This window comes from Pedobacter ginsengisoli (assembly GCF_030244015.1).
In the GTDB taxonomy this organism is placed as follows: Bacteria; Bacteroidota; Bacteroidia; order Sphingobacteriales; family Sphingobacteriaceae; genus Pedobacter; species Pedobacter ginsengisoli.
The window spans coordinates 1,485,275-1,511,692 of record NZ_JASSYX010000001.1 but is presented as its reverse complement, the minus strand read 5'-3'; the positions used below and the strand labels follow the sequence as shown (position 1 = coordinate 1,511,692).

The window sequence follows — 26,418 nt, the reverse complement described above, 5'->3', positions numbered from 1 at the left end:
ATTATGAATAAGAACAGAATATTAGTTTTATATAGCATCCTCGCGCTTTCCGCCCTCTCCGCCTGCAAGCTGGACAACTTTGAGAAACCAGCTGCAGGGCTCTCCGGAAGGTTCATAGATGCAGAAACCAAAGAGCTGGTACAGCAGGATATTATCCGTGGAACCCAGATTGAAATCAAAGAGCACGGCTATGACCCGGTATCGTCACAGTTCCTACTTGTCAAAAATGACGGCACCTACGAAAACAGCATGCTATTTGCAAATACCTACACCATTCAACCTGTAAGGGGTAATTTCATTGCTGTGGATCCACAGGACTTTAAGATCAGCGGACAAGCGAAACTTGATTTTGAAGTGATCCCTTACATCCGGATTAAAGAAGCGAACATCGTAAAAACCGGCACGAAGATCATCGCAACGTTCAAACTTCAGCAAAACCTGATCAACAACATCAAGAAGATCGGGCTCTATGCACATGTCGATTCAAGGGTGGGCGAACCCATGAGACAGGTTGCCGCGGAGCGTGAACTAAACGCAGTCTCTGATCCGGCAGAAGTATATACGCTCGAGATTGACTTGCCTTCAAACAACAGCATCCTTAAGCCAGGAAATCAATACTATTTCCGTATCGGCGCGCTAATGGATGCGCCGGAAGCCAAACTCAATTATGCTGCCGCAGTCCGCATCGGAATATAACAATCCATCCACTTCTGCAGTTCCCTTCTCAATCGGAAGGGAACTGCATTACAAATAACACGACTACATGATGAACCTCCAGAAATTATCCCTGTTACTTTTGACTATAACAGTCCTCTCCTGCTCAAAAAGTAAAAACCCAAGTCCGGAGCCAGAGGTGGTGAACCCAAAACCTGAGGTCAAAGAGGCCGTTTATGACGAAACCGGCTGCCTGTACACCTCCTATACAAACCTTGTCATGGCAGGCTACCAGGGCTGGTTTGCGGCCGAAGGAGACGATTCCGGCCGGGGCTGGTATCACTACCGCAATGACTGCGGATTTCAGCCAGGTTGCGCTGCTGTCGACTTCTGGCCTGACATGGCAGAATACACTAAAAAGTACCCCAGCCCATTTAACTTTGCAAATGGCGACCAGGCCTATTTATACAGCCCGTACGATGAGGAAAGCGTCGACCTGCACTTCAAATGGATGAAAGACTACGGACTTGACGGGGTATTTATGCAGCGTTTTGTAGTAGAAATCAAAAATTCAAATCCTCAGGGCAAGCGGCATTTCAACAAAGTCCTTGCAAACGCACTAAAAGCTGCAAAAAAATACAGCAGGGCCATTGGCGTGATGTACGACCTTAGCGGCTGCACCAGTGCAGACATGGCCGCTCTTGAGAGTGACTGGGCAGAAATACAGGCACAATTTAAGCTGTTCGATAATGTCGAAAATCCAACCTACATCAGGCACAACAAAAAACCACTCCTCACCATCTGGGGTGTTGGCTTCAACGACAACCGAAAATATACCATCGCAGATGTCCAGCAGGTACTCAACAGGGTCAAAGGGCCAGAAAAGAAAGTTTCGGTAATGCTTGGAGTTCCCTATTTCTGGCGTACACTGAACAACGATACTGAAAACTCCCAGCTTTTGCACGATGTGATTAAACAGTCAGACATCATTATGCCATGGGCAGTCGGACGTTATGGCTCAGACAACTATGCCCAGGTAGCAGGAACAGTCCTTGCAGGGGATGTTCAATGGGCAAAGAACAACAAGATAGATTATGTCCCGCTGGTCTTCCCGGGCTTTACATGGGGCAACCTGAGAAAAGATCCCTCACTGTACAACTCCATACCAAGGGATCAGGGCAATTTCCTGTGGAAGCAGGTTGCCGGCGCAAAGGTATCCGGGGCAAAATCACTTTATGTGGCTATGTTTGACGAAATCGATGAAGGAACGGCCATATTTAAATCCCTCCGGGAAAATGAAGTTCCGCTCAACGGTGCAGGCAAGTTTACCGGGATCGAAAACAATCTGCAATCAGACTATTATTTATGGCTTACCGGCCAGGCCACCAATTGGTTTCACGGACAAGGAAGCTACAGCGCCGTTAAGCCAGTCAGGTAATACCTCACTCAGCACAATAATTCATAAACCATCAGCCCGTCATAGGCGAGATAATTCCCCGGAGTCTCCTCCAGCGCCTGCAGAAAAATTTTTGCCGCTGGGAGATCTCCGGTTTTCTCGAGTACAGTGTGACGGCGGTCAAAATTTAAGATGACTTATAATGATTCTATCTCTTCTTTAGACATCCGAGTATACTTTATAACCTGATCGATTGGAGTCCCATCAGCTAACATTTCACGGGCTATTTCACGCGCCAATTCTTTTTTCTCATCCTCCACTTTGGCCCGTTCTTCCTGACGGCCTCTTTCGAGCCCTTCATTTTTAGCTCTATCCAGTAATATTTCCTTGACTCCCATTGTGAGATGACCTACAATGCTTCAATTTCCTGTGGACTCAACCCTGTTCCCTTGGAGATATCACCAATAGATATACCCAGGTTTTTAAAATTTCGGGCCATTTCAAATGCCAATTCTCTCTTCTCATCCTCCGCTTTAGCCCGTTCTTCCTGACGGCCTCTTTCAAGCCCCTCATTTTTAGCTCTATCCAGTAATATTTCCTTGACTCCCATTGTGAGATAACCTACAATGCTTCGATCTCTTCTTTAGACAGCCGGGTATATTTTATAACCTGATCGATTGGAGTCCCATCAGCTAACATTTCACGGGCCAATTCTCTCTTCTCATCCTCCGCTTTAGCCCGTTCTTCCTGACGGCCTCTTTCAAGCCCCTCATTTTTAGCTCTATCTATTAATATTTCCCTGACTCCCATAGGTGTGGTCCTGCCGGTTAATTGTTCAACTTCTTCTTCAAATCTAATCATCATTTCTGGATTTTGGAAATTCACATAATACGCAAGAAAGTCCATAATTTTAATGTGTTTGGACTTACTTACCTTTCTTTTTATCAGCTCTTTAGTCAGATCAAGCTTGATCTGTTTTAAAGCCTCATCGTCAACATTTTTATTTTTTAATGCGAGCAATACCACCAAAGCGACCACTGCAAATGGATTAGGGTTTTCTCGCAATTCCTGTTCATCCTGATCCAGGAATTTGTAAGTATTGAACTCGTAGCTGAGCTTGGTACCCAGATACTCTTCCCTATATATTTTGGGATGATAACTTTTAACTTCATCAATCAGGATTGCAAATGCTGTAATGGATACATTGTGCTTGTCTTTGGCCCTGTAAAAATACCTGAACATTCTCGACCCCAGATCTTCAACTCCTTTTTGCCCCTGAACCTCGATATGAACCAGGATAAACCTGCTTCCACCCGCTTTCAAATGTACCTTGACCAGTTTGTCCACATAACGAACTCCTACACCATTCTCCTCCGGTGGAAAAAGCCTGTTAAATTCCTTATCCATGAAACTAAACTTTCCCTCCATATTAAAAATCTCGTCGGCATCCGGGAAAAAGAACCTCAGGAAATCCTCAAACACGTCTTCAAGAATTCCCTTCCATAATTCATCATCACGTTTAGGTTGCTTCTTATAATTGGGCTTTCTCTTCAGTTCAACGATCGGCTCCTCAACAGTCAGTTCTTCTAGCATTTACATCTGATTTTCACCAAATATAAATCCTAAAATACACAATAACAAAATAAATATTAAATAATGATTAATTTATATTTCAAAAAACAATAATATAACTCAATAATTTGAAACATTAATCAAAATTTTGATAATAGGGAATCTTAAATGAGGGAATATTCCATAGGAAAATTGCATAAATTTACATCAGCAAATAACCACACAATGGCAACCGATCAAAAATATATAGACTTTATCGTCGACCAGATCCATCACCCTGTGGGAATCACCTATAAAAGAATGTTTGGAGAATACGGCTTATATGCCGGGGTAAGAATTTTTGCCTTAGTATGCGACAACCGGTTATTGATCAAACCAACCGAGGCAGGCAGGGCATTTATCGGAAACCCAAACTTAGCGTCGCCGTTTCCCGGGGCAAAGTCGTATTTCTTAATTCAGGACGAATTGGAAGACCATCAGTGGATTTCCGACCTGATTAAAGTCACGGTCAATGAGCTGCCCGATCCGAAACCTAAAAAGCCTAAGAAAGCTAAATAACAGGGAGTTTATGTTAGATTTCCGGGAGAGTTACAAATTCGATTTTGATGTCTGATAACGGTCAATCAATTAAATATATTTAGTAACTTGCCTGTAAGACACCCGTTATCATCCTGAAAATTTGCACATGAAAAAACCCGAAAGAGATACAAAGTACTGGTTAAACCAGATTACAGAAAAACAAGTATTATACGATACGTTATTTGACCTCAAAAAGTGGCCGCTATACATTTTGATACTGGCAGCATTACTGATTCTTTATTACTGGTAGTTTAAGTATTACGACACCTCTTATCCATCCCGCTATACAGCAAATATATTAAGTAAGCGGATAAATAATGACCGGGAACAGTGATAAGGAAAATTTATTATTCCCCTTCTTTGGAACAAATCCTTTCTCAGCTATCCTGCTTCCAGCAACCTCTATATTCTATCATACACCAGTTTCCTTATATCATCGCCGGCGCTGACCAGAACAGCGATCGAGTTACCATCATTGATCAACTTCCAAACCTCTTTTACTTTAACATCCGGTGCGCTACCTTTTGTATAGAAGGATTTAAGAGAGTTCACAATCATCGTTTGGCCATTATCTGACCACATTGCAGTAGACTCTTCCCTTGGATGGCCGAAAACAGTAGCCTCCCTTTTTTTCCCGTCAAAAATCAGTTTCTCCTGTGTTTTAACCGGCGGCCATTCAGGCGATGAACTTGTTACCTGTACAGTCAGAAAATCTTTATTTTCAGTTATTTTCATTGTATTAGAAAACATACGGTCACCTTCCCCGAATATGCACACAGGAAACCTTCCCGCAAGTTCACTTTTCGACTTGTTTAATTTCCATTCACCAGAAAAGCCAGCGCGATGAGCGTTATCTTTTAGCTGAGCCACTACAGTTAAACAAGCTGCTACAGTCAACAAAAGAGTCAGACTGTATAAAACGTTTCTTTTATTTTTCATGTCCTTTTAATTTGATTAAGCGAAATTACCCGGATAAGTTTCAACCCAGGCAATCAGGATTGTAAATAAAAATGTAAACTTTGTAAATAAATACAAACTACCCCCTGTTCCCTGATTACCTACGCCACTGCGACAGAAAAAAGGTCATACCTTATTACAGGCCAAAGAAGTGATCTTGTGCTACAGCTAACGGTTAAATGCGGAATAATTTTTGAAAGTGAGCACATATTCAGTATCCTTTATATATTTATCGATAGAGGTCTCGTCATTATAAAAATAATACTTATAAACTTCGCCTTCACCTTTCTTATACATAAAAAAGACTTTCAGTTTATTATATTTTCCGCGATATGGTCTGTCAACCGGAACGTCAATAATCCCTGCATCATCGGCCCCATACTTTTTTAATTCTTTGCCCGCAAAAAGCTTTACTTTTCCTGAATCAAAAGTACTATCTCTCTTTAATTCAGTTACTTTTCCATCCTCTTCGAGAAAAAGTTCTCTATTGTCGATCAAATAGTTCATTTTCACTATATGATTGTCTTCTGAATATTCATAAGCCGAACTGAAATTTTTACCCGCAGTATCCGTATCAAAGAAACTAAAAACAATAATCACATCATCTTTTATTGGCTTTATCTTATACATAAATCCATTTAAAATTCCGCTATTGCTACGGGGAACAAAGTTATCCTCCGGATAAGAGACAGCTACTTCTTCATAGTCCTTTACAGGTGTGTAGACTAAATTTAAGCGTTGCACATGCCTATCTAAATCATCTTTAGATTGGCCATAAGCGACCGCGTTAAACAATAATATCCAAAACAATACGAGCTTTAACATACTTTTTTATTGGTTAGAGAACTTTAAACAAGTTAGTGTTTTTATTTTTATCGAAATTACCTTTTATGTACACTGTACCCGGTTTTTTTGATCAGCTACTATAGCTCCTATCCTAGTTAACGGGAACGGACTTCTAGTCGGAAATAGCACACCCACAGTCTTATTTAAAAAACCATCGGTTCTTGCCGATTATCCCAGAAAAACAATAATCCAATATGTTTCTCGTGTACCTCATAAAATAAGCTCGAATGCGGTACAATCACAGCTTTCCTTACATTGCGATAGGAAGTCTCGGGAAACATCTCCGGCATAGCAGAAACGGATTTTAGCAATCTTTTTGTCTTTTTTATGAAATTAGCGGAAGCTGAGGCACCCCAATTTTCAAGTATATACATATATATAGCTTCAAACGTCTCCTCTGCTTCAGGAGCCCAGATTACTTGCATTACTTATTTCCGTATTTTCTAAATACTTCTTCTGAAGTTTTGCCCAATCCTTTTTTTAACTGGTCTTGCCCTCTCTGAATACCTTCTATAACATGAGCAGGTAAGTCCTCTTTTGCTATTGAAGCCATATCATTGTCGACTGCGCTTTCCATTAACTCATTAAGTGCAGCTAAATAATCCTTATTAGAAATAGCCATGAGCTTATCTATTATTGCATTCCTTAAATGGTCTATAGAAGACGGCATAATCAATTGATGTTTCATCAAATTTCGTAATTTAAGTTTAAAAAACCTACTCTCATAATGTACCCCCGCAAAGCTAAATAAAAAAACCAAACATTAATCATAAATTAAATATTTATACTATTAATCATTTTTTTGATATTTTATCCAATTTTTTTGAATTATACCTATTTATAGAGCCCTTCATTTAAACCACTACCACCTCACCCAAATACTGGCTCGTACTCACCTTATCGCCTTTCTCACTGGCAAAGAACAAATAACAATGAACCGCATCGCCGGCAAACCCATCCGGCAGTTGCAATACAGCCTGCCTGTCAGCTCGCAATGCACTATAAACAAAACTTACAAACTGTTGCTTATCAGGGTTATATACGATAAAAATTGCCCGGTCGCTGCCAGAATTATAAACACTCTCGGCAATGTTGTTCCATTTGATGCACAACATCCCGTCGCCCAGGGCTACCATCTCTGTAATTAAAGACAGCAGCAACTCACCCACACTAAAAATTGCCTTAGAAAACTCGATCTCAAAGTCCGGAGCCTCACCTTTCACAGCTTCCTTCATGTGATACCCAATGGCCGCATTGAGCGGCGTTTTTCGGTTCTTAAATACCTGATACCCGAGGTTAATGACAGACCATAAAGGCTTGATCCAGTTGACCACCAAAGCAACCTTATCTGTACTGTTGGTATTCAGCGGATCAGCTACATCCGCATTGTTCAGCCAGCTAAAATCCAGCTGCGCATCCACAGTCGTCGCCACAACGATCTCCGGAGCATCCAGCAAATTACCCTTGCTCAATACAAACTCCGGATAATCAATCGAAATCGAAGGATACCCCCCCGTCACCGCATTCACGATGTTCAACCCAAAAGCCGCATTGTCCGGCGTCTGCCCCACATGATACGCCTGAAAACCAATCCTGATGATATCAGAAACCTCACGGGAAAACCCCCTCATCAAAGCAAAAGTATCCCTTTGCTTCATCTGCGCCAAAGTAGGCGGCTTACTGGACTTCCTCGGCCTGCTCCGCATCACATCAATCCCATTCCACGTCGCACCAACAACACTACCAACCAATCCTGAAAATGAACCCAGGATCCCTTTTAAATACTTACTCATTTTTTCTAAAATTTAAAGATTAATAAAACTGTTAACTCTTACGCTTTCCCGACCTGTGCACCGGCCCCGATCACATAAAACATCACCGCTCATCAGCAGCGACAGGACAAACATAAACAGCTTTAAAACAAGCACAAAGCCATCAAATCATTATGGAAGGGATTGGGAGGGATTGGGAATCTCAGCCCTGATTTTGGAAGGATTTGGGAATCTCAACAAATCCTTACTCATATCAAACGCTTCAAAATTTCAGAAGCTGAAAGCGCCATCTTCGAAAATGCAAACCACTTCATACCCAAATCCTTCAATGATTGCTACACCGGATTCCGTAAAAGCGTATGGCAAAGAAGATGAATGTTTAAGTGCAGCAAACCGGTCACAATTTGTTACCAGTCCATCCTTTTCCCTTTCTTCCAGACGAAAGCAAAACCTTTCTGGGAATTTTTCAGGATTTCTCCTAACAGCCTGATTTAATGCCTTTGTCTCCACCCCATATAGCTCTGCCAGGTCCCTGTCCATCATAACTTGTTTGCCACGGATGTTAAAGATCCTGGATTGCATATCATCTATTTCAAAGGTCTTTTTTATGTCTGTCATAATAAGCTAGTTGTTGCCAGCAAATCTACATAAAACCCCAAACATTAACCAAAATGAAATATTTTGTACAAATTATCAAATATTTGCAAACATTTTCAGATAACTGAACTCTTCAAATAATACCATTCCCTGCCGTTCTTTTTCCTTACCCAGTTACACTCCGCCATCCGGCGGTAAAAAGTACTTTCCGTAATACACAGCAGGTCGATCACCGCATCCTTATTCAGCCATACATCAGGCACTGCCGGGGCCAATTTCTGTCGCGTACCGGCACTACTGTGCATACTGCCCATTTCTTCCAATACCGCAATAAGCAGCTTTTCAATCCTTAACAAGATTGCTTTCATAAAAAAAAAAGTTAAATGTGAATACCGCTGAAAGGCGGACATCCGGCCCGATAAGAACGGGCAGGAAAAACATCCCTCAGAGAGGAGGAAGATGTTTAGATAAAAATCAGCGGACCATTTTAAGCAGGTTCGCCACCGCTTTTTGAAAAGTTGTTACCGTGCCGCTCCAGGAAAATACTGGCTTCTTAGCATCAGGGTCAATCGCTTTGTTCCAAAGCCGGACAGTGCCCTCCAGATCGGTAAAATTGCAGACCATCGCCCAGTCACCAGACCGTTTGTCACAAAGATCCAGGCAGTGGACATAATACAAACCTTTGCCGATCTTTGTACAGACCAGTTCCAGCTGATCGACAAACTCCGGGAAATTCCACATGTGGTTGATCCGGTAAAGCTGCCTGTCATTTTTCATCACCAGGCACGCCGTCCGGTTGTGCTTTGGGTAGAGCAAGAGTGTTAATTTTTCATTCATCTAATAAGTTTTTAATTAATTGTAATTCATGTTTATGTTGCAGGGAAAACTGATTTACTTAAGGCGCTCTTACTTTCATATCTGGTTTAATTTACAGGACAAAATTATGTAAAAAATAGCTTGAAACACTAAGTAATTTCCAATATTTTAAAATATAATTTATTCATTATCATATGATTACGCAACAAAAAAGCCATAGTGATGTCACTACAGCTTCTCTGCTATATTCAGTAAATTTAAGCCGGTTTTAAAGCCCTTTTACAGCTCCTTCAATTCAGCATCTCCCTCATTCTGTCCTCGGACAGTTCCGTGTAAAACACGAACAGGTCTTCCAGGTGGCCCTGCAATGAGGCAATGCCCACATCCAGCATGAAACCCTTCATTCCCTGTTTCAATTTCTCCTCTTCCTTCTCTATCAGGCCCAGTTCCAGCATGTACAGGCGCTGCAGCATTTTGCAGCACTCAGATTTCATAAACAGCAGGTAAGAATGAACAGTAGTATCATCGGCCAGCAGGTGCACTTCCAGGATACCCTTTATCATGTCTTTCTGCTCCAGGATATGTTTTTCCTCCCGCCTGATGTCGTAGGGCTTGCCCTGCTCCAATGCGGTTATGTACCTGTTAAAGTAACCCAGGTCTTTTAAGTATATTTTAAGATTCATTCCTATTTATTTGTATCGTCATGTAAAATTCTGTTCCTGTTCTCTGTAAAAAATAGCAGTGTTCTTCATCCAAAGCAACACCGCTATTTTGGCAATTCAAACTCCGGGAAACCACTCCCTGTTTGTACTAAACTATTAACTAACTATCTTTTTATCTATGTTCATCAACCGCTTTTTGGAACATTACCTTTTCGTTTTCCGGGATATTGGCACCAAACTTTTCCAGGTAAGCAGAAGCTGCCGGCACATAATTCTTCCAGTCCTGCTTGTTGTAAAAACCAACCGTCTTCGCCCGCAGCAGGATTTCTTCTCCCGGTAAACCATAAGGTGCAACCGCCTTTTCAACAGCAGCCCAGTCCACCTGATCACCCGCACTCATCAATGGCTCCATTTCCCCTTTCAGGATCATGTTCATCATCGCCACTGTATATTTCCGGTCGCCCATTACTTTCTTAAAGGCATCAGCGTTGGCGTCCATCAGCTTAAACCCGGCATCTTTAGTGCTCTTGGTAAAAGAAGTCACGTTATTAATATCCTCGTCAGACAATGGCATTTTCAAACCGGCAATGTAATCAGATCCGGCCAGCTGTGCGCCGGGTTTATCACCTGCCTGGGTCGCCATCATCGCCATCTTTTTTAAGAATTCAGGATCGCGTTTTCCGGAAATATACTGATCCAGCATCGCGCTATACAATAATGCAGGCTCTGTTAAATCCGCATCCTTAGCCGTCACCATAGGAATAGTCCCCATCTCCGGGTTTAATGCAGCATGGATCTTACGCAATTCCGCAAACGGAATCTTTACCACTTCCCGGTCATACGTCATCAGCCCGTTCTGTTCCCCTTCCACATCGAAAGGCTGGGTATAGATCGATCCTGAAAGCCCCTGCTTTTCAAACAGCTGCAAATGCTGGTTCATAATTTTGTACTTGGCCATCAGCCCGGCAGGCTTCTCCTGAATATATCCCCAGGCAGATCCAGTCAACCATTGGTGCTCAGGGATAAATACCCCTATTCCCCCAAACTCTCCGCAGACCTGGGCTTTACCGGATTGCTTAATGCTCATCATCGGATCGGGATAAGCATGTACGTCAGTCATATCTGCTGATACATAGGCATTGGGTGAAGGGCTACGGAGCTGTTCATTGACATACAGGAGTTCACCGGAATGACCGTTCAGTATTCTTGAAGGATCAGTTTTCTTTACCCATTTGGTTAAGCGCTGCTGGTCGTATTGTCCCCATTTCTCGTTGAACAGCACCCAGCAGACAATTGAAGGATAGTTGTGCAGTTGTTGCATTTCTGCTGCGCTTTCTTTTTCGAATGCTGCTTTACTTCCTTCAGGTAAACCTTGATTGGGGTTTACGAAATCCTGCCACACCAGCATACCTATTTTATCGGCATGGTAATACCAGCGTGCTGGCTCTACTTTGATGTGTTTACGGATGGTATTGAATCCCATGGCTTTGATTGCTTTGATGTCAAAGGCAAGGGCCTCGTCCGTTGGAGCCGTATACAAGCCCTCCGGCCAGAAGCCCTGATCGAGTGTACCTAAATTGTAATAAGGTTTATTGTTTAAAAAGATCCGGTCTGTTCCTTTTGCGTCTTTTGTTATGGAGATCTTACGCATTCCGAAATAGCTTTTCACTTCATCTACAACTTTGCCGTCCTTTAGTAGTTTGACCGTCAGGTCATAAAGAAAAGGGGCATGGGGTGACCAAAGCTTTGCATTCTTAACAGGTAAGACAAGGTCTGTTCCGGCGCTGCCAAAAACAGCGTTGACCTTGGTTTTTCCGTCATAGGCTGTGGCTTCGATTTTGTAATCAGCCGATGCATTTACTCTTAAGTTCAAGATGCCTTTATCAATGTCCGGGGTCATTACCAAGTTTTCGATATGCGCGGCAGGTACGATTTCCATCCATACCGTTTGCCAGATCCCGGAGGTTGGGGTGTAGTAGATGTTGGCAGGGCTTAGTACCTGCTTTCCGTGTGGACCGTTGCCTTTGTCTGTGGAATCGTAGACTTTTACCATCAGTTCATTTGTTCCGGAAGTGAGGGTTTCGGTGATATCGATATTAAAAGCCGAATATCCGCCTGCATGCGATCCGACTTCTTTGCCATTGATGTATATCCAGCATTGATAGTCCACTGCTCCGAAATGCAGGAGCACCCGCTCACCTTTTTTAAGATCAGGTCTTGCAATTGTTCTTTTGTAGATCAGTTCCTGCTCCGGGAGCAGGGCTTTCTTTACCCCGGAAAGGGCAGATTCGATTGGATAAGGCACCAGGATCTTTCCTTCAGATAACACTTTCATACTCTGGTTTCTTAGCGTGACCGCGTAATCCCATAGCCCATTCAGGTTTGTCCAGTTCAGACGCACCATCTGTGGTCTGGGGTATTCTTTCAAGGCGTTTTCAGGAGATACCTGTTCGGCCCAGCGGCTTTGGATGGGGACTTCCTGCATCTGATATTTTTGCTGTGCTTCAGTTTCATTTGTTCGGAAAATGGACAAAGCGGTGGCTATAAGCAGTATAATTCTTGCTTTCATTTTGTTTTTATATGGTTTCCTCTTAGTTTTTCTGGTTCTTATCCGGGACCTGGTTATAAAACCCCTCTTTACCCAGCCACAGCAGCATAGGGTCCAGCCATTCGTTCACAGCCAAGCGCTGCGTAAAGCCATGGTTCCCCTTGGGGAACAGGTGCAGTTCTGCATCCACGCCCTTCTTCTGCAAGGCCTGGTAAAAGACAATACTGTTGTTCACATCCACAAGGGCATCATCCCCGGCATGTGTCAGGTAAGTGGGCGGGGTATCCTTGGTTACCTGTAATTCATTGGAAAACAAGGTCTCTTTTTCCTTGGAAGGTTCCATCCCCAATAAAGAGATCCTGGAACCCATATGGGTCAGGCTGTCTCCCATGCTGATCACGGGATAGACCAAAATCATAAAATCAGGACGGAGGCTGATGTTTTCCGGGTTTGGGATATAGCTTTTGTTAAAGTGGGTTCCGAGTGTTGAAGCCAAGTGTCCTCCTGCGCTGTAACCAATTACACCTATCCTTTTAGGGTCAATACCCCACTCACCAGCTTTTGACCTAATCAACTTAATGGCCTGTTGAGCATCCATCAAAGGTCCCAAACTTTTATCTTGCATTGCCTGTCTTTTTGGCAACCTATATTTTAGGACAAATGCAGTAATTCCTTTTTCAGCAAAGGCTTTTGCAATTAGTACACCTTCTTCCAGATAAGCAAGGAAAGAATAAGCACCACCGGGGAAAACAATCACAGCTGTCCCTATTGACTTTTCCTTTGCCGGCAGATAGATCTCTAAAGTTGGCTGTTCTTCCTTTCTTAATTTCACTAAACTACCTGGAACACTATCTGCATAAATCGGCAGAACTTCCTGAGCCCTCGTATCATTTGCAATTATTACAATGATCAGTATTATCAGTTTTTTTATCATGACATTCAATTATCAGAAACCTATTACCAAGTTTTTTCGCCCTTAAGCATTTTCTGCAGAGTATCCTTATATATGCTCTCATCCGGTGCCCCCTTCTTCAGTTTAACTGCTTTTTCCTCCCAATCAACTGCAAGACTTTTCCTACCAGTTTTATACAAAAGATTGGCATATGTATCATAAGCATCAGCAGCCTGCTGATCCCATGTTTCAATATCATATCTCATAACCTTTATAGCGTACTCTAATACATCTTGATCTGTTACCTGTTCGAATACAGTCCATGCAATATTATTAATCAAATATTCCGGACGCTTTAATGCCTTTTCAAAATAGAGAACAAAGCATTTTCCAAAATTTTGCCAATCTTTAACGTCCCGACAATACATCATTCGATTTCCAAACATTACCTCTTTACCTAATGGCCCGAAGTTTTCCTCCATAACCTTCTGCAAAGAGTCCCAGTCTGGCTTAGTGGTTTTCCAAGTTGAGGGGCTTGGTAAACATTCTCTGGCAATCGTAGATCTTATTGCATATTCCGCTTTATTATCCCCTAAGACAGCATTGATTTTTTTTGTATACTTCATGAAAAACTTAAAGCCTTCGCTCTTTGTGTCCACAATAAAATCATTTATGAATGTTAAGTGATCCGCCGTGAATAACTCAGTTTCTTTTAACTTTAACAGGAATTCACTTATATAACAGTCAGCTACTCTGTGTACAATATTTGTATCCAAAAGTTGCTTTGCTGTCTTTGCGAGTAGGGGCATTTGTTCATATCTTAATTGTCCCTTATTAAATTTTCTGAGTAAAGTACTATATTGCTTTTCTGGGGTTAATGCTTCCTTTACTATTGTGATAAATGCAGTGTCATCAACAGCACCTGAAAACTGATGGACTAGTTCTCCCTTGGGAGAAAAAAACAAAAAGGTAGGATAGCTTCTAACTTTAAAATTGCTTATTAACTGTTTAGCCTCAGAATAGTATTTTTTCGTTTGTTCACTGTCCTCAATAGAAGTATCTCCTTGAACTTTAAACGAAATGAATCGGTCATTTATGTATTTACCTAATCCTTCTGAATCAAAAACATTCTTATCCATCCATTTACAAGGAGCACACCAGGTAGCAAATACATCAACAAAAATGTATTTATTCTCTGTCCGAGCTTTGGCTTTTGTTTGGTCCCAATTTAGTCCCTTCTCGAATGCAATTCCTTTTTCTTGGGCAAAAGCCAAGCTTGTAAGGCCTATTAGAGCCAAACTCAATACAGTCTTTTTCATATATATCCCTTTTTTGTATCTAAAAGTTATCGTGATTGTTTTTTACCACTATAGAATCCATTTTTCTTTGTTCTTCCGGTATAAGCAGACCGGGTCCAGGAACTCTTTGCCGATCATCTAGAGAAAGACCATCATCCAGGCCCCTCCTTGACGCTGGAATGCCGTCTAGCATCCAGACAGGTGCTGCTTTATTTCTCAAGTAATGATCAAAAAATTGCATCATTCTAACACTAAAGTCTCTGGCTTCTTCACCACGTAATCCATGATTTCCTTGTGAATAAGCTAGCATCCAGGCCTTTTTCCCAAGACGCCTGAGTCCTGAAAAGAGTTCAATAGCATCATCAAATGCACATATATTATCATTTTTAGTATGCATGATCAACAATGGGGTTTCGATCCTGTTTAAATAAAAAATAGGAGATGTTTTAATATAGCGATCTGGGGATTCCCATAAAGTGGTGCCCATTCTTAACTGTCCTGTTTCTGTAAAACCTTGAAGAGAACTACCTCCAATGCCTATTCTCCCATAGTTGCTCACCCAATCTGCTATACCTGATGAAGAACAAGCTGCAGCGAAGAGATTGGAATGGGCTATTAAATAATTAGTCTGAATTGCACCAAAACTGCACCCCTGGAGTCCTAACTGCCTAGGATTAACAAAGGGCATAGCTCTTACATATTCTGCCGCAGATACTACCGCATCAAATGTGCCCTTCATTGGATTTCCTGTATTATAATATATATCAGGGGTAAAAACAAGATAACCATTGCTTACATAAGATGGGATGTTGATTGTACATCCATCGCACAATGGCTCTGGTTTGATAAAGGCATTTAATCCATCGGATTTCCTTTCATAATAATGAAAGATTACAGGGTATTTCTTATTTGGATTAAAATCCTCCGGTTTATATAGAATTCCCTGCAATGTTCGCCCATCCAGTGACTTCCAGCTATGTAACTCCGTGGTATACCAATTATATTCCTTTTCAGGATGTAAAATGCTTAGCCGCTTAAAGCTTTTAAAGTCCATTGTGCTAAAAAAGTTGGGAGCTTCGAAGGCACTCATTCTTCTGACAATATAAATATTCGCATTTTTAGCCTTAATAGGGGCCATATCTACATTACTAGGCACATATGCACTATTGGTAATAAAAATACGAGGTTCCATAGTCAGAATCTCTGGATCATTTTGTTTATCTAGTTGCTTTATATAATAAAATCCATTTTTCTTTGATCCAAGGTCAAAAGCACTTAAAATTAATCTATTTTTTCTTTCAAATGTTCTGTCATTATAATGGTCGTATACTATTGAAAAAACAATATTACTCTTCCTGCCTACCCCGTTTGTTAAGTTGATTGGGGGTCTCAAACCTAACAGATCTAAATTCCATATATCATAACCGTCATTTAAGAGAACAGCTTCTTCGTTCGCTAACCAGCCCACAATGCCACACTCAATCCCTTTGTGTATGGACGTTCTTTTCAGAAATTCCATCATTTGCATTGAGATATTTTTGGGCACTCCAGTTTTAATATTGTAACTCACAAAACACTTTCGCTTAATATCAAAATAAACAGCAAATTTACCTTTAGGAGAGATTGTAGGGGAATATTCAATTTTGGTTCTTTTCCCTGTCTTGACAGAAACTAAAGAATACGAAATCCGACCAGCCAGATTCCACTCAACTTCGCCACTTCTGCCATCACTTTTCTGATAGGTAACTATGCCAATTGTATCGCTCTGATTCGGGTGATCATTAAACTGAGCATTCTCAAATTGTTGTTCCAAGCGTAAAATCTTTCGTTTACTTAAATCCACAACAGCTGCATAGCTTTTTAATCCAAGTTCTTCTTTTTGCTGAGACTGTAATTTATAATCAAGATAACTCCATATTTCAACCGCGTCTGAAACAGGTTTTGGCTTACTCTCCTCTCTCAGCTTTATAAAAAGTTTGTCACCGTTAATACTAAATCTATCAATTCCTCCTAATGTCAAGTCTGATTTGATTTCTATGTTTTCTTGGTTTATTAAACAGGTGGTTCTCTCTGTATTCCTATTATAATGAAATAAAGAGTCTTTACTTATAAAGGCCAATTGATTATGTTCGCTATCTAAGATAATACTGTTAGCCTCCAAACCCTGCCAAATCAAGTCGCATTTCCCTGTATTTAAATCAAGCCACTTTATTTCTTGTGAAATCGTCTTATTGATTTTTCTCTCTATTTGCAAAACTAAAGTGTGACCGTCATCACCCAATATATACTCAATAATTCCGTGATGTATCTGCTCTTTTGCAGTAATTAAATTGTAAATGCCTAGTTCTTTATTAGAATTCGTTAATTTATAGAAAATCCAGTCTCCCCCTTCACTCTTAAACATTCTGAAAGAGGCAACATTGGGCAAACTTCTGATCTGATCTTTTCCTAAAGTAACAATGACAAGACTATCTTTCTGATTAAGACAAACTGCATATTTCCCGTCTTTACTAATGGAAGAAAATCCAATAACTCCGCTAATATTCTTTTCCCAGCGATTATCTATAGACTTCAAAACAAGTGCATTTTTGCTTGAAGTCTTATTTTCAATCGTGTAGCATACATATTTTCCATTATTAGTTATCGCAGCATAGCCAACTGACGGCCAATTACGATATGCGGTTTCATCAATTACTTTCTTCTGCGCTGTAGCCGAGCAAACGAATAAAAGTGTTAAAATAAACGTATAATGGCTTTTAAGAAGTTTCATAGCAAATAGTTACGAATGGACAATTATCGGTTTAGTACCCCGCATTTTGAACCAAATTAGAATTATACTTTAAATCATCTAAGAAAAAGGGATATAACTGCCAATTAGAATTCCAGATGCCTCCTTTTTCCTTTGTTACTGTAGTCATGATTTCATTTACGTATCCCATTCTTTTTAGATCGAACCATCTATGACCCCATTCCATAAATAACTCGACCTGACGTTCATGCAACACTGCCTTTAATGCATTTTCTTCAGACAAATTTTCCGGCAATTGCGGCAACTTAATTGAACCCGGAGATTGATCTGTGGCACGTGCTCTGACAAGATTGAGGTCGGAGACCCCATTTTGAATTTTACCATTTCGAATCCTTGCCTCCGCACGAATTAAATATTGTTCTCCCAGGCGTAATACGACATTATACTCGGTAATCGGCATATTTTGTTCATTAACTTTATATTTGAAAGGATAATAATATTCAATGTCTCCTACGCTAACACTGTTTAACCATATCTTCTTTCTTAGATCGTTTGGCTCAAAGCTATCAACAAGTCGTCGATTTAAATAAAATGGATAGAATACACCAGTAGACGGACCAGTTGAAGGTAACACAAAAACATAGGCTTCCTCCGTATTAGAGATGAGAGTCGTATTAACTTGAGGTAATTGCCAGATGCTTTCACTATTGTTTTTAAGAAAAGTATTTTCAAGCATAGTTAGATGGAATAAAGAGACATGATTTATAAGCGAAGTTGAAGCCTCTTCCGCATTTTGCCAATTCTCGGTATATAGGTATGTCCTAGCCAAAAGTGCTATAGCAGCCCACCTTGTTGGTCTAACCCTCTCTTCTTGTCCTAAAGGATAGGAAGTCTGGCCATCATTTTTTAGATATTGCTGACTCAAGAAATCTCTTGCCTCCTTAAGATCCTTAATAATCTGCTCATAGACTATTTTTTTTTCCGAAGCTGGCATCGACGAATTACTCTTATAGTCTGTTGTCAACACTAAAGGAACATCCCCGTATAAGTTCACCAGATAAAAGTAAAAGAAGCCACGCATAAACAATGCCTCTCCCAACAATTGCGTTTTTACGCTAGGAGTAAGTTTTTCTGAACCGTTCAAACCTTCGATTGCCGAATTTATAACATAAATTGCCGAATAGAATTTCCCCGTGTTAACAGTTGTATTTGAATTGTTAAGGTCATTCATAAAATAAGGTATATATTGCTTTTGTGAGGCATTTATTCCCCCAAAAAGGATCAATTCGTCAGACGACAGAGCAGGGAACAATGTCATCGACGCTATCCCTCCGCTACGAAGCCCATCAGAAACCATGGATGTATAAATTCCTGTGAGAACCGCTGCCGCAGTTACGTCAGAATCGTAAACATTTATAGAGTTTGTACTTGTATGTGGACCTTCAACCTTAATAAGTTTCTTACACCCCCCAAATAAAATGCAAATGGATAGTAAAATGCACCCAACATTTATTTTCACTGCATACCAGATAGAATTTAAAGCTCTGAATTGTATTATATAATTTTTCATATCTTATTATTTCTTAAACTATTATAACCCAAACTTAATTCCCAGCGTCATTACCTTGAGAGGTGGTAAGCCACTAAGATTTTTTGTTTCTGGATCTAAACCGTTATAATCTGTGATAGTAAACAGATTTTGAACCTGTGCATAAATGGTACAACTTTTGAGTTTCAATGTGTTTCGAAACCTCTCTGGAACCTCCCAGGTTATAGATATATTTTTCAATCTTATATAGGAAGCATCGATCCAATTTGCAGTACTTTGAGCTGCTCTTCCTGCTCCGGTACTTAAGGAAAAGTCCGAATTAAATCGCTGAATATCCGACTGATTTCCAGGGTTTTGCCAACGCGACATAACTGAAGTAGGTTGATTACCTCCAAACCTGCCGGGATAAGACCCAAATGAACTCCCAAATGCTTTTTGTTTTACAAATTGGAGTAGAAAATCTAGTCCAAAATTTTTGTATGAAAAAGTATTCTGAAACCCTCCATAATAAGTTGGAGTCATATCTATGAAGAACGTTTTATCTGTCAAGTCATTTGGCTTACTAGTCAAATTTCCATCCTTATCTAAAAACCTATAAGTACCAGTGGAAGGATCGACATCATAATAACGTAAGATCTGTTGACCAGTAATTGGCTTCCCAATAAAATAGGTTTTTGAATAAGAACTCTCGGCAAGGCCTGGAAACTCCAAAAGTTTGTTCTTTTGAACGGTTAAATTGAGATTGGTATTCCATAAAAAATTGTTGTGCTTTAGGTTTATAGTGGACAAAGATAATTCCCAACCTGAATTCTGAACTAAAGCTGGTAAATTCACCAAAATCGACGAAAACCCAGCAAAACTAGACAAAGCATAATTTACTATCTGATTTGAACTTCTATTACGAGAATAATTTGTGTTAAGAATAATTCGATTATCAATAAAACCTAGGTCTAAGCCAATATTTAATTTTCTTGTTTCTTCCCAGGCGATATACGGGTTAGCTATATTTCTCGGACTAAGACCCAATGCTCCTTGATATGGATTTGGAGTATTGATCGGATTATACATACTTAAAAATTGATATTCACCAATCTGATCATTGCCAGTAGTACCATAACTAGCTCTTAATTTTCCAAAGCTCAAAAAATTAAATGTTTGTTTAATTAAATTCTCCTCATAGAAAATCCAGGCTGCTGCAACAGACCCAAAATTATGAAACTGATTTTTTGGTCCAAACCTGCTGCTACCATCTCTGCGGGCATTCAGACTAAAAATATATCTTTCCTTTAATTTGTAATTAATCCGCCCGAATAAAGCTGCGTACCTATATAACTCATCTAATGTTGAGATGACATTTACTGTGGGTGCTGACTTGAGATCTTCTAAAGCACTATCGCTTAACTGCCCATAACCACCTAATTGCAAAGAAGTTCTCTTTGTCCTTTGAGAGGTACCTCCCATTAGAACATCTAATACCCCATTTTTAAAGACTTTATGATATGTGACCTGAGGCTCTATATTCCAGGTATTAATTTTTGCATTTCCAAAATAAGCCTGCCTGGTATTGTATTCCTTGAATTCAGGTGGGGTTACTAAAGAAGAATAAGTTGTTGTCTCATCCGTTTCTAGATTGGTATATCCGAAAGCACTCTTAATCTCTAATCCTGGAATTAATTGATAACCAATTGTTGAATTAGCAATTATATTATTACTTTCATTCCTGTAATTCACATACAACAAAGCCAAAGGATTAGAAAAACTTGAATTTCCTACAGCATCTGACGCCCAGTTAAGTGTCCCGTCTGAATTGTATAAAGGCGGTGCATTTGGAGCCATTTGTATAGCTGTATTCGTTAAGTCCTCATTTGGAAGTTGATTATTGTTAATCAAATATGCTCCGCCAATTTGTAGTTTAAATTTTTGATTTTCAGACCCACTACTAATATTAAATCTTACAGATCCCTTTGTATTATTAAAATCGCCAGGAAAAACTGTCGTTTCTCTATGGTATCCTGCCCCAACGGTAAATTGAGTTGTCCGTGATCCCCCCGAAACAGAGCTTTGAAGATCATGATATCTGCTTGTTCCGCCGATAAGGTTCTTTTGCCAATTTGTATGTCTGGTAGTGTCCCAAAGACCATTAATATCATAGTCTGTCGAGGAAATTTCTAGGTTATCATTTTTTAGGGCCTCGCGACGCATGACCAAATATTGGTGTGTATTTAGCACATCTAGTTCTTTTCCTACCTTCCCGATCCCAGATTGCAAACTTGTAGTAATGCCGACACTTCCTTGCTTACCTTTCTTCGTTGTAATCAATATTGCACCATTCGCGGCTCGGGAGCCGTAAATAGCTGTTGCATCGGCATCTTTTAATACGTCAATACTTTCAATATCTGACGGATTGAGGAAACTCATTGGACTCCCCCCTTGAAGTATATCAAACCCCGGATTTGCGGTTGGGAGTAGTTGCGAAGAATATGGAACACCATCAATTACATATAAGGGATCACTGCCATTACGAAGACTATTTCTCCCTTGAATTTTAACTTTAACGGCTCCACCTGCAACACCTGTCGCCTGCTCAATAAACAAACCCGGAACCCTGCCCTGCAATGCAAGCAGCGGATTATTCACAGGCTGTTTCTCAATCACATCCGCCTTAATCGTCGTCACATTACCGGTCGATAACCGCTGCGTAGTCGTCCCATAAGCAATAATCTGTACCTGGTCTAATGGGTTTACCGACAGGGTCATCACAATCGCTCCCATGTCGGCTTTCGCAGGTACTTCTTTACTCACATAACCGGTATATGAAATCAAAATTATCGCATCATCAGCCACATTTTCAATCAAAAACCGTCCTTTCGCGTCTGTTAGAGCCGCCCCTTTACCATCCTTCACTTTCACCGTCGCCCCCGGCAGCGGTATACCTTTATCATCCAGTACAGTACCAGAGATGTCAATAGCAGCCCAGCGGTCCGCCAGTCGCTCCAGAAAGGTAGGTTCTTTAGGTTGGATAATGACGGTTTTGTCTTTCAGTTCGTATTGCAGGGCCTGATTTTCAAATATCTGTTTCAGCGCTTCTTCCAGGCTTGCTTGTTTTAGATCTATACTGATGGGTTTGGCATTGGCCATCATCTTATCGCTATAGAAAAAATCGTAGCCTGTTTGTTTCCTGATCTCAGTGAACACATTGACCAGTGATGCCCTGTCTCGTTTCAGAGTCACACTCTGGCCATAGCTGCTCGCGCTGACCTGTAAGATTGTGGCTGTCAATAGTACTACAATTAGTCTCATCACCAACAAAATTTTCGCCATACCTGCTCGGGGCCGGCATAGGCTTTTAAGGTAAAAATTCATTACTTTTACTTCGTTTAGGTTTTTACTTTGTTCCTTAATTCGCATTATTCAATAGGGTAAACCTGAACATTAGGCCTGTTTCCGACTGCAATCGGTGGCAGGCTTTGTTCGTAAAAAGGATGATTATCTACGGGTCATTTCTGTAAAGTTTTTTCATGTTTGTTTGGTTAGTTGTTTATTTGGTTGATTTATTTATTGCTTCTTATTTTTTTATTGTACATAGACCTTTCGGCCTTCTATTTTAAACTTTACCTGTTTGGTCAGCTGTATGATCCCCAATATGGCAGACACCGGCTTACTCCTCGATACCGACCCACTAAAGCTCTGCATCCGGTCTACCCCCGGTGCATACACTACTTCTATATTGTACCATCGGGCTACCCTGCTCATGATCGACTCCAGAGCCTCATTCCGGAATATAAAGTCGCCGTTCTTCCAGTCAATTTCTGCTTCCGGGTTCATCAGGGTTTTCGCCCTTACGCCATCCAGTCCGCTGTAAGCCTGGTCACCGGGATCTAAGGTCAGCCTGCTTCCATCTTCGGTTACCGCTACCTTTCCTTCAAACAGCGTTGTTTTCATCGCTACATCATTGGCATACGCACTTACATTGAAATGCGTACCCAGCACTTCTATCTGTTGTCGCTTCGTCTCAACAATAAAAGGATGGGCTTTATCTTTTGCCACTTCAAAATACCCTTCACCTGATAATTTCACATTTCTTGTTTTGCTATTCACAAAACTGGATGGAAACTCAAGTTTTGAGTCAGCGTTCAGCCAGACCTTCGTTCCATCCGGCAAAGTAAACCGGTACGTCTGGCCCTTAGCGGTACTGGCTGTGATCTGTTGTTTACCCTCCCCGTCATTGCGAGGTATCGAAGCAATCTCATCATGCAGGGGAGATTGCTTCGTCGTTCCTCCTCGCAATGACGGGTAATAGGCTAATTTGCCACCTCCCACAATAACCCCGCTCTTCGCATCACTCAACGCTATCACCTTACCATTAGCCAATGTTATCGTCGCACCATTCTTACCCGGAGCTATATCTTGAGATCCTGCCCCGAATTCATTTCGGGGAGGCGTGTTAGCATGACGGTTAGCATTAAAGAAATAAACCCCAATCGCTATCGCTCCTACCGCAGCTGCGACAACCGCAATGCCCCTCCACCTGCGGTACAACGGCACCGCCTGCCGTTCACCATCAGCAATCCTGCCGATCCTTTGCGCAAGTCTGGCAGTAATCGCCTCCAATTCCTCTTCCGAAAGCCGCAGTTCATTAAATCTATTGTTCAGGATATAATCCTCAACGATCACGCGCTCTTCCGGGCTCACTTCCCCCGACTGATACCTTTTAAATAAATCCTCGTGATCCGATACTTTCATTTTTTACCCTATTTAAAGACATGACGATTAAGTATTAAGCAAGGGTTCAAATAATGTTAAATAATTTTTAGGAGCTGTGAACTTTCTTTTTTAATGGCACACTTTGAGCATGTTTGATGGCACAATCTATTTATCGGTCGTCATCCTGAATTTATTTCAGGATCTCGGACAAGATAGTTTAGGGCTCAATACTATCAAATAAATCCTCCCATTCTGGATTTGTGGAATTGATTAAGTTGACTTGCCAAGACCTTCGCCAATTCTTTATTTGCTTTTCTTTAACAATAGCTTCCTCGATTGAGCTGAATTGTTCAAAATACATTAATCTATCACAATTGTATTTTGCAGTAAAAGAATCTGGATTGTGCTTTTCCTTATGCTCTTTAATCCTGAAATACAAATCAGAGGTTACACCGGTATATAATACCGTATTAACTTTATTGGCTAAAATGTATATACAACCACCTCTGTCCATAGATGTTATTTTAGGTCCAAATATAATAATTGGTTTTACTCTTCCGAGATCCTGAAATAAATTCAGGATGACGTGTGCCGCTAAAAGAGGATATAGTGTGCCATTAAAAAAGAAAACTCACAGGAGCTGTGATTTACATCTTATAATGGCCTAAAATGAATTCTAAATCAATCTTATGGATATTTATGGGTAAATATTTGGATATGAAAAGTAGGCTGGGCCAGTCTTGGAATATTCATTTTTTCACATTTGACCCCACTCTTTACGCACACGATTGCGTAGATTTTTCCGGCCTGTCTTGCTTTATCTTTCTACCAATCATTTACTTTCGTCAATAAAGCAACCCAGGTTGTGCAAAAATAAACCACTAAGCTTTAGCTCTTTATGAAACATACTTTAAACATCTGTCTTCTTTTCGTGACCTGCGCGGTCGTCACAGCAAATTTCGCACTTGCGCAAAATAAAAAAACAGCTGCATTGTCGGAGAAACCATGCCTGGATGTGCTTCATCTGTTCACGGCAGCTGGTGTGCCCGCTATGGCACCACAGGAAGAAGCTTCGGCAATGATCACTCCGGGTGAAGAAGCACCGGCAAACCTGCCCGGAAAAGGCCTGGCCCAGCATTCCATGCTGTATTTAGGTGAAAACAATACCCGTATGTCGTTAATAAATGACGGAAAAGTAATCTGGACCTACCAGACCGGCAAAGGCTTTGAGTATGACGATGTATGGATGATATCCAACGGCAACATCCTCTTTACCCGGATGAAATACGTAGCCGTAATCACGCCCGACAAAAAAGTACTCTGGAAAAAAGACTTCGCGGAAAACGGCCCTGAGCATGCTGAAGTGCACAGCTGCCAGCCCATCGGTCTGGACAAGATCATGTTTGTGGTCAATGCTGCCAAGCCGAAATTGTACATTGTCAATTACAAAACCGGAAAAACCGAGGTTGAACGCGAGATACCCTACAAAAATGCCGATGTGCGTGGTGTGCATGGTCAGTTCAGACGCGGCAGGTTAACGGCACAGGGCACCTACCTCCTTTCGTATTTAAGTCAGGGCAAAGTTGTGGAGTACGACAAGGATTTTAAGGAGATCTGGAGTTATAACACACCGAAACCCTGGGCGGCCATTCGCCTGAAAAATGGCAATACCCTGATCACCGACGAGAATGAGTGGCGCAGTTTTGAAGTCAATGAAAAAAAAGAAACCGTTTGGGAGTTCAATTGCAAAACCGACCTGCCTGCACAGTATCAATTTGCATCAGCCCCGCAAACCTGCACCAGGCTGGCCAATGGCAACACCATATTTACCTCGCGCGGCCAAAACGGTAAGGGCCCGCAAATGATCGAAGTCACAAAAGATAAAAAAGTGGTCTGGGTGCTGCACGACTGGCAAACAGTTGGTGACGGAACTGCCGTACAGGTACTGGATGACCCGGGCGTTCCCGAAATACCGGGGCAGTCGGAACATTGATCTGCCAATCTGCAATTATTAAAACTGGCTCAGAAAGACGATAATCAGCGAATCGCCCAGCCGCCCCTTCAATATCTTCAACGCGCGGTGCATGTTGGTCTTGACTGTCTCTTCCGGCATGTCCAGATGGACAGCAATCTCCTTACGGCTCATATCGGTAGTCCTGCTCAGTTCAAACACTACGCGCATTTTTTCGGGCAGGGCGGCGATTTCCCGTTCTATAAGGGAAGACAGGTCATGCTGCCGGATCAGGTGGTCTGCGCTGTCTTCCGTTTGTGACAGGTATTCCTTAAAATTATCCAGATACCGCTGCGAAACTTTCTGATGTTTATAATGGTCCAGGATCCTGTTGCGTACTGCTGTAAACATAAAAGGCTCAAATCCTTTTGAAATCTGCTGCACCGTGCGTTTTGCCCAAAGATCAGCAAAAACATCATGCACGATATCTTCGGCAAGTCCCTTATCATAAACCTTCCTGCAGGCAAACGACACCAGCAGCGAACCATACCGCTCAAATATCTGGCTAAATGCCAGATGATCGCCTGACTTCAGCAAGTCCAGCAATTCCTGATCGGTATAAGAGCTATAACCAGCCATCGTTTTTATGAATCCCTCCTATTAAAGTTAAGAATAAGTTATGGCAAGTTTATATATTTTTTCGGTAGGAACGTGAATAAGGGTGCATACTAATTTTATTTGCTATATAGCCGCTTCAAATTTTTCGATCGCCGCTTCCTCACCAGTCCCGATCGCGCTGAGAATTGCACCTTTTGACTTTTCGTCACATTTTTCTGCGGAACCGTCACATTTTTCAAGATCGTAGCAGAATATCTT

26 protein-coding genes are annotated in these 26,418 nt (G+C 41.2%); 5 read left to right on the top strand and 21 right to left on the bottom strand.

Annotated elements, in window-relative coordinates:
* The first annotated feature begins 3 nt into the window (after positions 1 to 3).
* Positions 4 to 696 carry a DUF3823 domain-containing protein gene (locus QEP08_RS06545; RefSeq protein ID WP_285056684.1) on the top strand — a complete coding sequence of 231 codons (693 nt, stop codon included), beginning with the start codon at positions 4 to 6 and terminating at the stop codon, positions 694 to 696.
* A gap of 67 nt (positions 697 to 763) precedes the next feature.
* Positions 764 to 2,092: a glycoside hydrolase family 99 protein gene (locus QEP08_RS06540; RefSeq protein ID WP_285056683.1), complete on the top strand. Its 1,329-nt coding sequence runs from the start codon at positions 764 to 766 to the stop codon at positions 2,090 to 2,092.
* 155 nt (positions 2,093 to 2,247) lie between these two features.
* Here QEP08_RS06540 and QEP08_RS06535 read toward each other — a convergent pair whose 3' ends face one another.
* The 3 genes from QEP08_RS06535 to QEP08_RS06525 are packed head-to-tail and all read right to left on the bottom strand — an operon-like array spanning position 2,248 to position 3,643.
* Positions 2,248 to 2,448, bottom strand: a complete 201-nt coding sequence (locus QEP08_RS06535; RefSeq protein ID WP_285056682.1) for an Rpn/YhgA-type helix-turn-helix domain-containing protein — start codon at positions 2,446 to 2,448, stop codon at positions 2,248 to 2,250.
* Positions 2,449 to 2,459: 11 nt separating this feature from the next.
* Positions 2,460 to 2,660 carry a hypothetical protein gene (locus QEP08_RS06530; protein WP_285056681.1) on the bottom strand — a complete coding sequence of 67 codons (201 nt, stop codon included), beginning with the start codon at positions 2,658 to 2,660 and terminating at the stop codon, positions 2,460 to 2,462.
* Positions 2,661 to 2,671: 11 nt separating this feature from the next.
* Positions 2,672 to 3,643, bottom strand: coding sequence for an RpnC/YadD family protein (locus tag QEP08_RS06525; protein WP_285056680.1), 972 nt, complete (start codon positions 3,641 to 3,643; stop codon positions 2,672 to 2,674).
* Positions 3,644 to 3,847: 204 nt separating this feature from the next.
* Here QEP08_RS06525 and QEP08_RS06520 point away from each other — a divergent pair, with 204 nt between their 5' ends.
* Together QEP08_RS06520 and QEP08_RS06515 are read left to right on the top strand one after the other, a co-directional pair.
* Positions 3,848 to 4,180: a TfoX/Sxy family protein gene (locus QEP08_RS06520; protein WP_285056679.1), complete on the top strand. Its 333-nt coding sequence runs from the start codon at positions 3,848 to 3,850 to the stop codon at positions 4,178 to 4,180.
* A 127-nt stretch (positions 4,181 to 4,307) separates the two neighbouring features.
* A complete protein-coding gene (locus tag QEP08_RS06515) occupies positions 4,308 to 4,451 on the top strand; it encodes a hypothetical protein (RefSeq protein ID WP_285056678.1) in 144 nt (47 codons plus the stop codon).
* A 152-nt stretch (positions 4,452 to 4,603) separates the two neighbouring features.
* Here the strand turns inward: QEP08_RS06515 and QEP08_RS06510 are convergent, their stop codons facing one another.
* From QEP08_RS06510 to QEP08_RS06435, 17 genes are all read right to left on the bottom strand, one after another.
* Positions 4,604 to 5,140 carry a hypothetical protein gene (locus QEP08_RS06510; protein ID WP_285056677.1) on the bottom strand — a complete coding sequence of 179 codons (537 nt, stop codon included), beginning with the start codon at positions 5,138 to 5,140 and terminating at the stop codon, positions 4,604 to 4,606.
* Between the two features lie 186 nt (positions 5,141 to 5,326).
* Complete coding sequence (locus QEP08_RS06505; RefSeq protein WP_285056676.1) at positions 5,327 to 5,983, bottom strand: hypothetical protein; 657 nt, start codon at positions 5,981 to 5,983, stop codon at positions 5,327 to 5,329.
* Positions 5,984 to 6,147: 164 nt separating this feature from the next.
* Positions 6,148 to 6,429, bottom strand: a complete 282-nt coding sequence (locus QEP08_RS20915) for a type II toxin-antitoxin system RelE/ParE family toxin (RefSeq protein WP_431844594.1) — start codon at positions 6,427 to 6,429, stop codon at positions 6,148 to 6,150.
* Positions 6,429 to 6,692 (bottom strand): hypothetical protein, encoded by a 264-nt coding sequence (locus QEP08_RS06500; RefSeq protein WP_285056675.1) that lies wholly within the window; start codon positions 6,690 to 6,692, stop codon positions 6,429 to 6,431. The genes QEP08_RS20915 and QEP08_RS06500 overlap by 1 nt, the downstream gene beginning before the upstream one ends.
* 166 nt (positions 6,693 to 6,858) lie before the next feature.
* Positions 6,859 to 7,797, bottom strand: a complete 939-nt coding sequence (locus QEP08_RS06495) for a DUF6266 family protein (RefSeq protein ID WP_285056674.1) — start codon at positions 7,795 to 7,797, stop codon at positions 6,859 to 6,861.
* 249 nt (positions 7,798 to 8,046) lie between these two features.
* On the bottom strand, positions 8,047 to 8,394 hold the full coding sequence (locus QEP08_RS06490; RefSeq protein ID WP_285056673.1) for an ORF6N domain-containing protein: 348 nt from the start codon (positions 8,392 to 8,394) through the stop codon (positions 8,047 to 8,049).
* 95 nt (positions 8,395 to 8,489) lie between these two features.
* Entirely contained in the window at positions 8,490 to 8,741 is a 252-nt protein-coding gene (locus QEP08_RS06485) for a hypothetical protein (protein WP_285056672.1), read from the bottom strand.
* Between the two features lie 106 nt (positions 8,742 to 8,847).
* Positions 8,848 to 9,210, bottom strand: coding sequence for a hypothetical protein (locus QEP08_RS06480; protein ID WP_285056671.1), 363 nt, complete (start codon positions 9,208 to 9,210; stop codon positions 8,848 to 8,850).
* 269 nt (positions 9,211 to 9,479) lie between these two features.
* A complete protein-coding gene (locus tag QEP08_RS06475; protein WP_285056670.1) occupies positions 9,480 to 9,872 on the bottom strand; it encodes a hypothetical protein in 393 nt (130 codons plus the stop codon).
* A 151-nt stretch (positions 9,873 to 10,023) separates the two neighbouring features.
* Entirely contained in the window at positions 10,024 to 12,420 is a 2,397-nt protein-coding gene (locus QEP08_RS06470; protein ID WP_285056669.1) for a glycoside hydrolase family 2 protein, read from the bottom strand.
* A 22-nt stretch (positions 12,421 to 12,442) separates the two neighbouring features.
* A complete protein-coding gene (locus tag QEP08_RS06465; protein ID WP_285056668.1) occupies positions 12,443 to 13,333 on the bottom strand; it encodes an alpha/beta hydrolase in 891 nt (296 codons plus the stop codon).
* A gap of 23 nt (positions 13,334 to 13,356) precedes the next feature.
* Complete coding sequence (locus tag QEP08_RS06460) at positions 13,357 to 14,610, bottom strand: thioredoxin family protein (RefSeq protein ID WP_285056667.1); 1,254 nt, start codon at positions 14,608 to 14,610, stop codon at positions 13,357 to 13,359.
* A 19-nt stretch (positions 14,611 to 14,629) separates the two neighbouring features.
* Positions 14,630 to 17,359 carry an alpha/beta hydrolase family protein gene (locus QEP08_RS06455; protein ID WP_285056666.1) on the bottom strand — a complete coding sequence of 910 codons (2,730 nt, stop codon included), beginning with the start codon at positions 17,357 to 17,359 and terminating at the stop codon, positions 14,630 to 14,632.
* 31 nt (positions 17,360 to 17,390) lie between these two features.
* On the bottom strand, positions 17,391 to 18,908 hold the full coding sequence (locus tag QEP08_RS06450; protein ID WP_285056665.1) for a RagB/SusD family nutrient uptake outer membrane protein: 1,518 nt from the start codon (positions 18,906 to 18,908) through the stop codon (positions 17,391 to 17,393).
* A gap of 21 nt (positions 18,909 to 18,929) precedes the next feature.
* Entirely contained in the window at positions 18,930 to 22,295 is a 3,366-nt protein-coding gene (locus QEP08_RS06445) for a SusC/RagA family TonB-linked outer membrane protein (RefSeq protein WP_285056664.1), read from the bottom strand.
* A gap of 165 nt (positions 22,296 to 22,460) precedes the next feature.
* On the bottom strand, positions 22,461 to 23,630 hold the full coding sequence (locus tag QEP08_RS06440; protein ID WP_285056663.1) for a FecR family protein: 1,170 nt from the start codon (positions 23,628 to 23,630) through the stop codon (positions 22,461 to 22,463).
* Positions 23,631 to 23,808: 178 nt separating this feature from the next.
* Positions 23,809 to 24,105 carry a GIY-YIG nuclease family protein gene (locus QEP08_RS06435; RefSeq protein WP_285056662.1) on the bottom strand — a complete coding sequence of 99 codons (297 nt, stop codon included), beginning with the start codon at positions 24,103 to 24,105 and terminating at the stop codon, positions 23,809 to 23,811.
* 384 nt (positions 24,106 to 24,489) lie between these two features.
* Here QEP08_RS06435 and QEP08_RS06430 point away from each other — a divergent pair, with 384 nt between their 5' ends.
* On the top strand, positions 24,490 to 25,584 hold the full coding sequence (locus QEP08_RS06430; protein ID WP_285056661.1) for a beta-propeller domain-containing protein: 1,095 nt from the start codon (positions 24,490 to 24,492) through the stop codon (positions 25,582 to 25,584).
* 18 nt (positions 25,585 to 25,602) lie between these two features.
* Here QEP08_RS06430 and QEP08_RS06425 read toward each other — a convergent pair whose 3' ends face one another.
* Entirely contained in the window at positions 25,603 to 26,181 is a 579-nt protein-coding gene (locus QEP08_RS06425; RefSeq protein WP_285056660.1) for an RNA polymerase sigma factor, read from the bottom strand.
* Between the last annotated feature and the right edge of the window lie 237 nt (positions 26,182 to 26,418).